Raw genomic sequence first — 13,351 nt, forward strand, 5'->3', positions numbered from 1 at the left:
ACACGTGCTGGTGGCGCAGCGGCGCGACTGCCACGCCGCGCGGGCGGCGATCAAGGGGCTGCTGCGCCTGGAGTACCGCATCACGCACAGCACGCCGCGGGTCGACCACGCCGGCGTCGTACCGGCCGGCGGAGCCCGTCACCCTCACGCAATGGCGCGGTCTCGCACCGTGACCGCGGTTCACCCTAGTTGATCATTGCAAGAACTTGCTGCTCTTCCAGCGGGTTTACGCAGCTAAGCCGGGTTGAGCGGCGCTGACCTGGGAGGAATTCCTGCAAGAAGCTTGACAAGAGTGAATGGGTGCGATCACTCTTCCTGCACGCGTTGCAACGCCTTGTGTCACGAACGGCCGCCACCGTGTCGATGAGTGCAAGGAGCACCCCACCATGTCCAGGCGTAGACAAATCCTGATCCTCGTCCTGTCCCTGCTCGCCGCGCTGCTGCCGGCCCGCGCCCTCGCGGCCACCGGCAACACGCTGACGGTGTTCTACCGGCCGCCCAGCGGCTGGAGCACCGTGAACATCCACTGGGCGCCCAACGGCGGCGCCTGGACCAACGTGCCGGGCGTCGCCATGTCGGCGGCGAGCTGTGCCGGTTGGTACACGAAGACGCTCGACCTCGGCTCCGCGAACGGCGCCCAGCTGACGTTCAACAACGGCTCCGGCGTCTGGGACAACCATTCGGGCGCGAACTATTCGGTCGGCACCGGGATCGTCGCCGTCAGCAACGGATCCATGAGCAGCACGGATCCGTGCGGCGGCACGCCACCGTCCTCACCGCCGACCGGGAACACCGCGACGGTGTTCTACGCCACCACCGGCACCAACTGGACCACGGTGAACATCCACTACGCCCCCGACGGCGAGGCGTGGACGGCGGTACCGGGCGTGCCGATGAACGAGACCGCCTGCGCCGGCTGGGTGAAGCGGACCGTCCAGCTGGGCGCCGCGACCGCGATGCAGGCGGTGTTCAACAACGGCTCCGGGGTGTGGGACAACAACCGCGGCGCCAACTACCGTATCTCCGCCGGAACGACGCGGGTCAGCGGCGGTACCGCGACCGGGAACGCGACCGACCCGTGCACGGCCGTGCCGCCGGACACGACGCCGCCGACGGTGCCGGCGAACGTGACCGCCACCGTGGACCACGTCACGGTCAACCTCTCCTGGAGCGCGTCGAGCGACGACCGCGGCGTCACGGGATACCAGATCACCCGCAACCCCGGCGGGAACGTGCTCACCACCGCCTACAACTCCTACATCGACGGCAGCCTGGCGCCGCGCACGACCTACTCGTACACGGTGCGCGCCGTCGACGCGGCCGGAAACCTCTCGGCGGCCAGCGCCGCGGTGAGCGTCACGACCGGCGACGCGCCGCCGCTGCCACCGGGCGGGACGATGCTCGGCGGCGACCCGCGCAAGGAGAGCATCTACTTCGTGCTCACCGCGCGGTTCTTCGACGGCGACACGTCCAACGACCGCGGCGGCAACCAGCACGTGCGCTCCGGTAACGCGGCCAACAACGACCCGATGTTCCGTGGTGACTTCAAGGGGCTCGTCGACCGGCTCGACTACATCAAGGGCCTCGGGTTCTCCGCGATCTGGATCACCCCGGTGATCCTCAACCGCTCGGACTACGACTACCACGGGTACCACGGCTGGGACTTCTACCGCGTCGACCCGCGGCTGGAGTCGCCGGGCGCGACGTACCAGGACCTCATCAACGCCGCGCACGCCAAGGGCCTGAAGATCTACCAGGACGTGGTGTACAACCACAGCTCCCGGTGGGGCGCCAAGGGTCTGTTCGTGCCGACCGTGTGGGGCGCGCGCGACGGGCAGTGGGACTGGATGTACAGCCAGAAGGTCCCCGGCGCCGTGTACGACCCGATGCAGGAGAACTCGCTGGGCCGCGCGTACAACGGCGACCTGTGGTCGAGCACGGCACCGCCGGGCAACACCTGCCCGAACTACGGCCTGCCCAACGGGCAGTACAGCCCGGAGGGGTACACCATCCACAGCTGCCAGTGGCCGAGCCCGACGGCGAAGATGTTCCCCGCCAACCTCTACCACCAGTGCTGGATCGGCAACTGGGAGGGCGAGGACGCCCGCTCCTGCTGGCTCGCCGACGACCTGGCGGACTTCAACACCGAGAACTCCGTCGTCCAGCAGTACCTCATCGGCGCGTACAACAACTACATCGACATGGGCGTGGACGGCTTCCGCGTGGACACCGCCGTGCACATCCCGCGCGTGACGTGGAACCGCCGCTTCCTGCCCGCGTTGCAGCAGCACCTGGTGCAGAAGTACGGCGCGGAGAAGGCCAAGGACTTCTACGTCTTCGGCGAGGTCGCGGCCTTCGTCAACGACAAGTGGAACCGCGGCTCGGTCAACCACTCCGCGCAGTTCTACACGTGGCAGGAGCGGCGCTCCTATGTGGACGACGACGTGCAGGCCGCGCTGGACCAGTACAACTACGAGGAGCAGCTGGGCACCGGCAACCAGCCGACGAGCACCAACGCCTTCCTCGTGGGCAACGACTACCACACGCCGGACCGCAGCAAGTTCTCCGGCATGAACATCATCGACATGCGAATGCACATGAACTTCGGCGACGCCGGGAACGCGTTCCGCAACGGGGCCGACTCCGACGACTCGACCAACGACGCCACCTACAACGCCGTCTACGTCGACTCGCACGACTACGGCCCGAACAAGAGCTCCAACCGGTACGCCGGCGGCACCGACGCCTGGGCCGAGAACATGGCGCTGATGTGGACGTTCCGCGGGGTGCCGGTGCTGTACTACGGTTCCGAGGTCGAGTTCCAGGCGGGCAAGCAGATCGACTGCGGCCCCTCCTGCCCGCTCGCCACGACGGGCCGGGCCTACTTCGGCGACCGCATCACCGGCACCGTCGTAGCCTCGGACTACGGCGTGGTGTCGAGCAGCTCGGGCGCCGTGGCCTCGACACTCAACCAGCCCCTCGTGAAGCACCTGCAGCGGCTCAACCAGATCCGCCGCGCGATCCCGGCGCTGCAGATGGGGCAGTACTCCACGGCCGGCGTGAGCGGCAGCCAGATCGCGTTCAAGCGGCGCTACACCGCCGGCTCCGTCGACAGCTTCGTCCTCGTGACGATCTCGTCGTCGGCGACGTTCACCGGCATCCCGAACGGCACCTACAAGGACGCCGTGACCGGCGACGTCAAGGTGGTGAGCGACGGGACGCTGACCGCGACGGTGAACGCGAAGGGCGACCTGCGCGCGTACGTGCTGTCCCTGCCCGGCAACCCGGCCCCCGGCAAGGTCGGCGTGGACGGCCCCTACCTGCGCTGACATGAGTGAGCGGTGCATCCGGGCGCCACCGGCGTCCGGATGCACCGTGCCCGCGTCAGCAAGGCCGGCGCCTCACCGGTCGCGCAGGGTCAGGCGCAGGATGCGGTCGTCGTCGGGCTCGGGGCCGCCGGGCCTGCGCCCGTCCCGGTTCGACGTGGTCATCCAGATGCTGCCGTCGGGGGCGGCGAGCGCGGTGCGCAGCCGGCCGTAGCGCTCGAACAGTGCCTCCCGCGGGCGCGCGGCCACGCCGGCCTCGGGCCGCCACCGCACGCTCGCGGTCGGGTCCGTCGGAGCGATGGCCGGCGGGCGGCGGCCGGCGGCGGCCGGGGGTTTGCCCAGCGGTACGAGATAGATGCGCTGGCCCCGCAGGCACGTCACGACGGCGGTATCGCCCACCACCGCCACGCCGGAGCTGACACCGACCTCCGGATGCCAGGCCACGATCGGGTCGACGTACCCGGGGGTCTGGCCGATCCCCTCGATCCGCGGCCAGCCGTAGTTGGTGCCCGGGCGGATGATGTTCAGCTCGTCCCAGACCGCCTGGCCGATCTCGGACTCGTACATCGTGCCGTCCGCGGCCCACGCCATCCCCTCGGGGTTACGGTGCCCGTAGGACCACACGAGGGAGTGCGGGAACGGGTTGCCGGGCGGGGGCTTGCCGTCGGTGGTCATCCGCAGGATCTTGCCGCCGAGGTTGTTCAGGTCCTGCGACGCGTCGGTGTGCGAGGCCTCGCCGGTGCTGGCGTAGAGGTAGCCATCGGGGCCGAACATGAGCCGGCCGCCGTCGTGGATGCCGCTCTTGGGGATGCCGGTGACGATCGGCCGCGGCTTCGAGCGCCCGTCGAGGCGCAGGCGGGCGACCCGGTTGTCGTCCCGCGTGGTGTAGTAGATGTAGACGGTGTGGTCCGTCCGGTACGACGGGGACACCGCGATGCCCAGCAGTCCGCCCTCGTTGTCGGAGACGGCCTGCGTGATGCGGGCGACCGTCGTGACCTGCCCCTTCGGTGTGACCCGCTTGATGAGTTGCGTGGCCCGTTCGGTGACGAGCGCGTTGCCGTCGGGCAGGAACGACAGCCCCCACGGCACGTCGAGATGCTTGGCGACCGTGGAGACCGACACCAGGTCGTCCGCGGCGGCGGACGGGTCGGCGGCGCCGTGGTGGAAGTCGGTGGGGTCGATGGGATCGGTGTGCGGCAGCTCCCGCCCGGAGGCGCCGGCCGGCGCCGAGGAGCATCCGGCAAGCAGCCCGGCGGCCAGCAGCAACGCGATTCTCGAGCGATGCACCGAACCAACGTGCGCTCAACGCGGGTGACACGCCCTCACCCGCCGGGTGGTGGCCGGACCGGCCGCCACCCGGCGGATGGTCACTAGGCCGAGTACACCTCCAGCTCCGACAGCTGCCCGGCGGGCCAGCCGGTGTTGGCGGTGAAGGTGATCCGCAGGTTACGCACACCGGCCGGGGCGAAGGTGAGCGTCACGCTGTTGCCCGTCGCCGGGTCGAAGGCGCAGGCGCGGGCGGACACTAGCACCGCGCCGGTGGTGGCGTCGGTGACGGTGACCGTCTGCGTGCGGGCCGCCCACGCCGTGGCCGGCGGGAGCTTGAGCACCACCCGGCCGACCTGCTGGGTCGCGCCGAGGTCGACCTGAACCCACTGCGGGAACGCGTTGTTCGCGCTCTCCCAGTAGGAGTTCGTGTTGCCGTCGACGACGTTGGCCGAGACGTAGCCCTGCACGTTCGACGACTGCGTCGTCGGGCGCTGCAGCGCCAGGTTGGTCCCGGCGGTCGGCACGCCGGTGCCGGAGAGGGCCACGGTGGCCTCCGCGTTGGACGCGGTACTGCGGATGCTCAGCGTCCCGGTCCGCGCCCCGGCCGCGCTCGGGTGGAACGTGACCGTGGCCGTGCAGTTCGCGCCCGGTGCGATCGAGCTGCCGCACGTGGTGGTGACGGTGAAGTCACCGGAGGCGGTGACGGACTGCACGGTCGCCGGCGCGGTGCCGGTGTTGGTGACCGTGACGGTCTCCCACTCGCTGTTGGTGTTGACGGTGGTGTCCTCGAACGTCAGCCGGTTGACGCTGAGCCCCAGGGTGGCCGTGCCGCCGCTCGTGCCGTACACCTCGAAGGAGGACAGCTGCCCGGCCGGCCAGCCGGTGTTCGCGGTGATGTTCAGCCGGACGTAGCGGGCGGTGACCGACGGGAAGGCGATGTTCACGGTGTTGCCGGTGGCCGGATCGAAGATGTAGTCGGTGGCGCCGACGGTGGTCGCCCACGCGTTGCCGTCCACGCTGGACAGCACCGACAGGGTCTGCCGGCGGGTCGCCCACGAGGCCTGCGGCGGCAGCCGCAGCGTCACCTTGCCGATGCTCGCCGACGCGCCGAGGTCGACCTGAACCCACTGCGGGAACGCGTTGTTCGCGCTCTCCCAGTAGGAGTTCGGGTCGGCGTCGGTGACGTTGCCGGCCGGGAAGCCGCCCTGCGTCGACTGCGCCGTCGCGGCCTTGCCGGCCGCCAGGTTGGTGGTGTTCGTGGGTGGCACGCCGGTGCCGGTCAGCTGGACGAGCACCGCGCCCTGCCCGTCGTCGCCGGTGATGGAGTAGATGGCGGACTGCGCGCCCTGCGCGGTGGGCGTGAAGGTGACGGTCTGGTGGATGACGTCTCCGGGCGAGAGCTGCTGGCCCTCGGAGACCGGGGTGCTGGTGTTGAACGCGCCGACCGGCGGGGCCGCCTTGGTGAGCGTCAGCGTGATGTTGCCGGTGTTGGCGATGGAGAAGGTCTGGGTGGCGGTGGTGCCGATCGCCACCGAGCCGAACGCGAGCGGGTTGGGGGTGATCGTCAGACGCGCGGCGCCGGTGACGGCGTTGCCGCTGACGGGCACCGTCACGGAGCCGGCGTTGCTGACGACGACGAGCGAGCCGTTCTGGTCGCCCGCCGCGGTCGGCGCGTACTTCACCGAGACCGAGACCGAGGCGCCGGCCGCGATCGTGGTCCCGTTCGCGGGCAGGCCGGTCACGCTGAACGGCGCCACCGGGGCCGTGGCACCGGTGATCGTCACCGGGCTGGTGCCGGTATTGGTGATGCTCACGCCGAGCGTCTTGCTCGCCCCGGTCGGCACGGTCCCGAACGACAGCGCCGAGGGCGTGGCGCCGAGCCCGGGCTGGGTGCCGTTGCCGTGCAGGTCGAACGCGACGTTGCCGGCGTCGGTGATGAACGTGAGGCTGCCCGCGGCCCCGCCGGGCCCGGCCGGGCTGAAGCGCACCGGCACGGCCAGGGTCTGGCCGGTGTTGAGGTTGACCGGCAGCGCTGGCGCGGTGACGCCGAACGGGGCGGCGGCGTTGACGGCGGTGATGCGCACGGCGCGGGTCGCGGTCACGGTCACCGTCGCGTTGCCGGTGCTGCCGACGGCGACGTTGCCGAAGTCGGTCGGCGACGCGTTCAGCGCGGCGGTGGTGGGCCGGCCGAAGCCGAAGATGCGCCCGTCGCGGTTGCCGACGTAGACACGCCCGCCGTCGGTGGCGGGCACGACGAACTTCGTCGCGGTGCCGATCGGCGCCGAGTAGCGCAGTTTCAGCTGGCCGCCGACGGGCAGCGCGTCGTACGCCCGCAGCTGGCCGTTGGCGCCGTTGGACCCGTCGCTGTAGACGACCCAGACGATCGCGGACCCGGACGTGGTGCCGCTGGAGGTCACCACCGGCGAGCCCGAGGTGTAGCCGAACGTCGACGAGCTCGTCGCCGCCGAGGTGAGGACCGGCAGGCCGGCGCCGTTCACGCCGTACTTGAAGGCGCGCAGGAAGCCCTGGTTCTCGACCTGGTAGACGTAGCCGCCGTCGCCGCCCCACACCGCGGGGTGGCCCCAGACGCCGTTGTACGGCCCGGCCGGCGGGACCATCGACGCGTCGGAGCCGCCCGGTCCCTGACCCATGCCGCCGAGGTTGTCGCGGTCGAGCAGGAACACCCGGCCGTCCTTGCCGGTCTGCACGAGCAGGCGCGGGTGCGCCGGGGTGCCGAACGACGCGGGCAGGGCGACCGGCCCGCCGGAGCCGAAGTCGGTGTCGTCCTGGTCGAGCTTGCCGTTGTTGGCCGGGCTGAAGAAGTCCTTGGCGCTCAGCGAGCCGTCGCCGTTGACCTGCAGCCGGATCACGGACTCGGCGAGGGTCCCGGGCGGGTTGTTGCCGGGGCCGGGCGCCGGGGAGACGCCGTTGCCCGTGGACACGATGATCCGGCCGGGCCCGTCGGAGACCAGGCCGCCGCCGGACTGCCAGATGCCGCCCATGCCGGTCGAGCGGCCGGCCTCGGTGGACCACAGGGTCGACATGGCGGGCGTGGTGGTCTTGACGCCGGCGATGTACCCGACGTACGGGCCGTAGTCGCAGTGGCTGGCGAACCCGGCGTAGACGACGCCGTCGAGCAGCAGCAGCCCGGGCCGCTGGGCGGCGGTCTTCGGGTTGAACGTGGTCCCCGGGTCGTTGGTCGGCGAGCCCTGGATCGTCACCGGCCAGCCGGCCCGCTCGGCGCCGGTCGCCGGGTTGATCGAGTGCATGTAGAAGTGCGGGCGGTTGGCGTCGGGGCCGTCGTTGACCTTCGAGGTGAAGAACAGCGACTGGGTCGCCGGGTCGTAGACCGGCGTGCTCGTGATGCCGATGTTCGGTACCAGATCGCCGCAGCCGATGGCCGAGGCGGGCCAGGCGGGACCGACGTTGCGCGACCAGACGATCGCGCCGGTCTGGGGGTTGAGCCCGTAGATCCAGTTGTTCTCGGTGGCGGCGATGAGCGTGCCGGCCGCGACGATCGGCTGGGCGTAGATCTGCCCGTCGAGGTTGGTGGCGAAGAGCTGCCCGAAGTCGGCTGCGGAGACGGCGGACGGCCCGAGCGCGGGCTCGTTCGGGTCCCAGCCCGTGCGCAGGTTGTCGACGGACACGGTGGTCACGTCGGCGGCGGCGGGGTGGACGAGCGCGACGGCGGCGCCGATCGCGAGGAGGGGTGGTAGGAGTGCGGCGGTCAGCCGGCGTGCGGACATGACTGCTCCCGAGGGGGCGGGGGAATGACGACGGGACTCCGGAGGTTGGCGGCGGCTCCAGGGTCGACGGAACCGTAACTTGCCCGACATCGCGACGCAAGATACTGACTGAAATACAGAAATACTTGCACTTGCCTTTGCAAGCCTCTCGCGACGCGCCGATCAGGCCTCCAGCCAGGCCAGGACCCGCGCGGTGGTCGGCGTGACCGCGCAGCTGCGCGACGCGAAGTCCAGGGCCATCGCGTGGTCGGCCGCGGTGAAGTCGGCGACCGCGTCGGCGACGAGGAACGGCTCGATGTCGTGCGCGTAGGCGTCGCCGGCCGTCAGCAGGCAGCCCAGGTGCGCGAAGACACCGCACACGACGAGCTGATCGCGGCCGAGCTCGGCGAGCATCGCGGCCAGGGGCGTGCGGTGGAAGGCGCTGTAGCGGTACTTCGTCACCACCGCGTCGTGCGGCCCCGGCGCAACGGCGGCGACGATCCCGCGGCTGTCCTCGTCATCGGTCATGCCCGGCCCCCACACGTCGTGCAGCAGGCCGCGCTCCGCCCGGGTCATCCGCCCGGGCTGCGCCGTGTACCGCACCGGCACCCCGCGGGCCGCGCACGCGCTGCGCAGCGCGGCGACGTTGGCGAGCAACTCCCGCCCCGGGGAGCGGTCGGGCGGGAAGCGGTCCACGAAGTACCGCTGCATGTCGTGCACCAGCAGCACGCACCGGCGCGGGTCGACGCGCCACGGCGCGGGGCCGTCGCGCGGGGGTTCGGGCATCGGGTAGGGGTCGATGGTGGGCATCAGAGGCAGCATGTGAAGAGCCAATCCTGCTCGGGCAGCCCGCAGGCCGCGATCCGTTCGTCCCGGCGGCGCTGCCGCGCGCCGTCGGGCAGGTGGTGCTCGCGCCCGCCGGCCGCGCTCGCCGCCGTGACGCGCTCGGCCCGTGGCCGGCGCCGCGCCTCGTACCGCGCCAGGCCACCCGGGCCGCCCGGGCCGGCCTCAGCCAGGGCGGCCGCGTCCTCGATGGCCTGGGCGGCGCCCTGGGCGAGGAAGGGCGGCATCGCGTGCGCCGCGTCGCCGAGCACGGCCAGCCGGCCGCGGTGCCAGGCCGGCAGCGCTGGCCCGGCGAACAGCGCGTGCCCCCTCGCCCTCCCGGCCGGCCCGGCCGCGCGGACCAGGTCGCGGACCGGGGCGTGCCAGCCGTCGAAGGCGCCCTCGAGGCGCCCGGCGGTGACGGCGACGAGGTTGAGGCCGCCGGGCACCGGGTAGGCGACCACGTGCCGGCCCGGGCCCAGCCAGACGGTGACCACCGGCGCCGGGCCGGTGATCGGGGAATGCATCGGCAGCACGGCGCGGTAGGCGGTGTAGCCGGTGAAGCGGGGCTCGCCGCGGCGCAGCGCGGCGCGCACGACCGAGCGCAGGCCGTCCGCGCCGACGACGGCGTCCGCCTCGTGGACGGAACCGTCGGCCAGGTGCAGCGCGCCGTGCGGCGTCGCGGCGGTGCAGCGCGCGCCGAAGCGGACGGTGCCCGGCTCGGCCGCCTCGTGCAGGACCCGGACCAGGTCGGCGCGGCGCAGCGCGAGATACGGCGCGCCGTAGCGGGCCGCGGCCGCGTCGCCGAGCGGCACCCGGCCCAGCAGGGCGCCGTCGGACCAGCGACGCACCTCGCGCGCGGCCGGGCGCAGCGAGACCGCGTCCAGGGCCGGGCCGAGGCCGAGCCCGAGCAGCACGCGGGTCGCGTTCGGCGGGAGCTGGATGCCGAAGCCGTCCGTGGCGAGCCGCGCGGAGCGCTCGAACACGGTGCAGCGCACGCCCCTGGCGGCGAGCGCGAGCGCGGTGGTGAGGCCGCCGACGCCCGCGCCGGCGACCGCGACACGCGGCTGTGCCATCGAGGTTCTCCGTTCCTAGTAGTACCGCAGGGCGGTGTCCCAGTCCTCACCGGCGGCGAACAGGCCGCGCGGCTTCATCACCTCGGCCCGCGCGGTCAGCAGCCCGAAAGGGACCAGGCCGCCGGCGGGGACGGGGGCGACGTGCGCGTCGATGTCCGGGTACGCGCCCCGGATCGCGGCGGTGAGCGCGCCCGCGGCGTCGGTGCGCCAGCGGTCGGCGACCTCGATCTGCACGCGCAGCCGGTCGCCGTCGGCGCGGGCACGCCAGAACCACACCCCGTATTCGTCGGGCAGCCCGAAGACCAGCTCCTCCAGGCCGAGCTGGCTGAGGTCCCCGGCGGCGAAGTCGGTGCGGCCCAGCACCCGCACGGTGGGCAGGTGCCAGCCGCAGGGGCACGCGGCGTACGAGACCTCGACCTCGTCCTCGATGGCGTAGCGCAGCAGGGGCATCGCCTCGCGGAAGAGCGGCGTGACGACGAGCCGGCCGCGCCCGGCGGGGGTCAGCTCACCCGTGGCCGGGTCCTGCACCTCGAACACGGCCCGGTCGGCCCACAGGTGCATGGTGCCGTGCCGGCACTCGCCGGCGAGGCTGCCCGTCTCGGTGGCACCGTACTCCTGCACGACGGGGACGCCCCAGACGCGGCCGATGCGCGCCTTGCGGGCGGCGCCCAGCGGCTCCCCGCCGACGAACAGGGCGCGCAGGGCCGGGAAGTCGCGGTAGCCGGCGACCCGGGCGGCGGCGGCCCACAGCAGCGTGTCCGTGGGCAGCGACCAGGTCAGCGTGACGTCGAGGTCGTGCAGCAGCCGCACGACCCGGGAGTACGGCGTGGCCAGCGAGCGGTTGTCGGCTGGCACGACGGTGGCGCCGTGGCGGCGGGCCGCCGCGTGGGCGAGATGCCCGGTGATCATCAGCGCGTAGGGGGTGCGCACCATCATGGTGTCGGCGGCGGTGATGCCGACCCACTTGCGGGCGAAGCGCTCGGCGAGGTCGGTCCAGTCGGCCTCGGTGTAGTACGACGCGGTCGCGTCCCCGCTGCTGCCGCTGGACTCGTGGTAGGTGGCCAGGTCCGCGCGGGCGGTGGCGAGCATCCCGAACGGGTACGCGTCGCGCAGGTCCTGCTTGGTGGTCAGCGGCTGCTGCGGCAGCGGCGCGACGCCGCGCTTGCGGTAGAACGGCGAGCGCTCGGCCGCGGCGAGCACGGCCGGCAGCCGGTCCTGCTGGAGCCGGGCGAGGCCGGCGAAGTCGTTCCAGTCCCCGATCTGCGGGAGTCTCACAGCTCCTCCAAGGCGAGCAGGCGGCGCGCGTTCGCGGCCGCGACCAGCGCGAGGTCGTCCGGCGCGAGGCCGAGGGCGTGCAGCTTGGCGACCTCGACGGCCGGGTGCTGCAGCGGGTGTTCGGTGCCGAACAGCACCCGGCCGGCGCCGAGGCGGCGCACCGCGAGGCGGGCGACGGCGGTGAAGCAGCCGGAGAGCTCCACGGCGATGTTGGGCCGCGCCGCGATCCGGTGCAGGCCGGCCGCGTCGAGGCCGGTGTGTCCGCAGTGGCCGGACACGAAGGTGACGGCGGGGTGGCGCGCGGCGAGGGCGACGAGGTCCTCGGTGCGGGTGCCGGGACGGCCCAGGCACACGACGTACACGGGGTGCCCGGCACCGGCGGCGAGCGTGGCGAGCGCGTCGACGCCGGGGTCGTCGAGCCGGAAGCCGTGCACCGCCGGGGAGATCTCCAGGCCTCGGTACCGCGACGCCGCCGCGCGGTATGCGGCGACGTCGCGCCGCGGGTCGGCGAAGAAGAAGGGCACGAGCCGTCCGCCGGACGCGGTGCACGCCCGGCGGACCCCCTCGTTGTCGGCCCGCGCCTCGCTGCGTCCGCCGTCGACGATCTGCTCCGACAGCCGGTCGAGGTCGACCAGTCCCCCGGCGCACACCGCCGCGTGGCCGATGCCGGCGACGTCCATCACCGCGAGCAGATCGGCCGCGCCACCCGGGCTCAGGCGCGCATGGAAGTCGAAGAGCATCACTGCTCGTAGCACAGTTCGTCGATGGGGTAGCCGACGTGCCGGTCGCGCTGCGGGAGGTGGCCCAGGATGCGGTCGCCAGGGCGCAGCTCGGTCGAGTTGCGCACCGCGCCGCCCGGCCCGAGGATCCGCACGTGCCAGTCGTCCTGCACGATCACGTTGACCCGCTCGCCGGTCTCGGCGACGGCGTCGATCGACAGCAGCGGCCGGGTCTCGATCTTCACCCGCCCGACGACCACCGGCCGGGTGCGTCCGTCGGCCCCGACGGCGAGCACGATGGCGCCCGCCCGCAGCTCGCTGAGGTACCGCGTGTGCTCGGCGTCGGCGAGCGTGTAGGACATGATGGCGCCGGCGTTGACGCGGAACGGCCGGGTCGGCATGTAGGGCAGCGGATGCGTCTCGCTGACGCACAGCACGAGCCCGCGGGAGCGCGACCCGACCAGGATCCCCTCGTCCTTGGCCAGGTAGGTGCAGGTGTCGACGCAGGCGCGCTCGCCCATGCCGGCGTGCGTGACGGCGGTGACGGTGAGCTCGGTCAGCTCCAGGTCCGGCGAGCGGCGCTCGGCGGCGTCCTTGAGCCGGCCCGCCTCGCCGGGCGCGCCGGGCGCGAGCATCAGCCCGTCCGGGCCGTGCTCGAGCACGCCGAGGTGCACGGGGGCGTCGTCGGCCCGCTCGACGGTGGTGATGATGAGCCCGTGTGCGTCGGCCGCCGCGGCGAGAACGATCTCCAGCGGGATGTTCGTCGGGTCGGTGAAGCGCAGGACCGTGCACGGGTCGTGGCGCACGCTCGCGCAGGCGGCGGCGAGGGTGTCGGCGTCGGTCACCTCGACGTAGCCGCCGAAGCGGGTGCCCGGGTGGCACTGGGCGAGGCGGGCCGGCTCGCCGTGCACGGCCGGATCGACCACGACGAGGTCGGCGTCGCCGAACCCGTCCGGCAGCTGCGCGCTGTCCCGGCCGGGCAGCAGCACCCGGGTCACGGTCGGCGGCAGTACGGCCAGGTCGGCCGGGTCGGCGGCGACGATCGCGTCGAAGCCACGGTGGATCGCCTCCTGGCACAGGGCGGACTTCAGGGCGCCGGCGGCGCGGATGTCGAGCCAGCACTGCTTCATGTCGGTTTC

General features: G+C 72.8%; 8 protein-coding genes. 1 reads left to right on the forward strand and 7 read right to left on the reverse strand.

The features are described 5' to 3' along the window. Positions 1–386 precede the first annotated feature (386 nt). Positions 387–3,329 (forward strand): carbohydrate binding domain-containing protein, encoded by a 2,943-nt coding sequence (locus AB0367_RS06065; protein ID WP_366225061.1) that lies wholly within the window; start codon positions 387–389, stop codon positions 3,327–3,329. 72 nt (positions 3,330–3,401) lie between these two features. Here AB0367_RS06065 and AB0367_RS06070 read toward each other — a convergent pair whose 3' ends face one another. The 7 genes from AB0367_RS06070 to AB0367_RS06100 form a co-directional block, all read right to left on the reverse strand. Next, positions 3,402–4,613, reverse strand: a complete 1,212-nt coding sequence (locus AB0367_RS06070) for a PQQ-dependent sugar dehydrogenase (RefSeq protein WP_366225062.1) — start codon at positions 4,611–4,613, stop codon at positions 3,402–3,404. A gap of 83 nt (positions 4,614–4,696) precedes the next feature. Then, positions 4,697–8,341, reverse strand: a complete 3,645-nt coding sequence (locus AB0367_RS06075; protein WP_366225063.1) for a choice-of-anchor D domain-containing protein — start codon at positions 8,339–8,341, stop codon at positions 4,697–4,699. A gap of 162 nt (positions 8,342–8,503) precedes the next feature. Next, entirely contained in the window at positions 8,504–9,130 is a 627-nt protein-coding gene (locus AB0367_RS06080; protein ID WP_366225064.1) for an isochorismatase family protein, read from the reverse strand. Beyond that, positions 9,130–10,218 carry an FAD-dependent monooxygenase gene (locus tag AB0367_RS06085; RefSeq protein WP_366225065.1) on the reverse strand — a complete coding sequence of 363 codons (1,089 nt, stop codon included), beginning with the start codon at positions 10,216–10,218 and terminating at the stop codon, positions 9,130–9,132. Before AB0367_RS06085 ends, AB0367_RS06080 begins: the two co-directional genes overlap by 1 nt. A 15-nt stretch (positions 10,219–10,233) precedes the next feature. After that, positions 10,234–11,493, reverse strand: coding sequence for an AMP-binding protein (locus AB0367_RS06090; protein ID WP_366225066.1), 1,260 nt, complete (start codon positions 11,491–11,493; stop codon positions 10,234–10,236). Then, the gene (locus AB0367_RS06095; protein ID WP_366225067.1) at positions 11,490–12,233 is read right to left on the reverse strand and encodes an amidohydrolase family protein; all 744 of its coding nucleotides are present in this window, start codon (positions 12,231–12,233) and stop codon (positions 11,490–11,492) included. Before AB0367_RS06095 ends, AB0367_RS06090 begins: the two co-directional genes overlap by 4 nt. Further along, on the reverse strand, positions 12,233–13,342 hold the full coding sequence (locus AB0367_RS06100) for a 3-dehydroquinate synthase II (protein WP_366225068.1): 1,110 nt from the start codon (positions 13,340–13,342) through the stop codon (positions 12,233–12,235). Before AB0367_RS06100 ends, AB0367_RS06095 begins: the two co-directional genes overlap by 1 nt. Positions 13,343–13,351: the final 9 nt, after the last annotated feature.

The sequence above is a fragment of the Dactylosporangium sp. NPDC051484 genome, from assembly GCF_040689395.1.
In the GTDB taxonomy this organism is placed as follows: Bacteria; Actinomycetota; Actinomycetes; order Mycobacteriales; family Micromonosporaceae; genus Dactylosporangium.

What these genes read in the sequence shown, in the direction of transcription:
- AB0367_RS06065 (WP_366225061.1), top strand. Translation starts at nt 387, where the DNA reads ATGTCCAGGCGTAGACAAATCCTGATCCTCGTCCTGTCCCTGCTCGCC.
- AB0367_RS06075 (WP_366225063.1), bottom strand. Translation starts at nt 8,341, where the DNA reads ATGTCCGCACGCCGGCTGACCGCCGCACTCCTACCACCCCTCCTCGCG.
- AB0367_RS06100 (WP_366225068.1), bottom strand. Translation starts at nt 13,342, where the DNA reads ATGAAGCAGTGCTGGCTCGACATCCGCGCCGCCGGCGCCCTGAAGTCC.
- AB0367_RS06085 (WP_366225065.1), bottom strand. Translation starts at nt 10,218, where the DNA reads ATGGCACAGCCGCGTGTCGCGGTCGCCGGCGCGGGCGTCGGCGGCCTC.
- AB0367_RS06095 (WP_366225067.1), bottom strand. Translation starts at nt 12,233, where the DNA reads ATGCTCTTCGACTTCCATGCGCGCCTGAGCCCGGGTGGCGCGGCCGAT.
- AB0367_RS06080 (WP_366225064.1), bottom strand. Translation starts at nt 9,130, where the DNA reads ATGCCCACCATCGACCCCTACCCGATGCCCGAACCCCCGCGCGACGGC.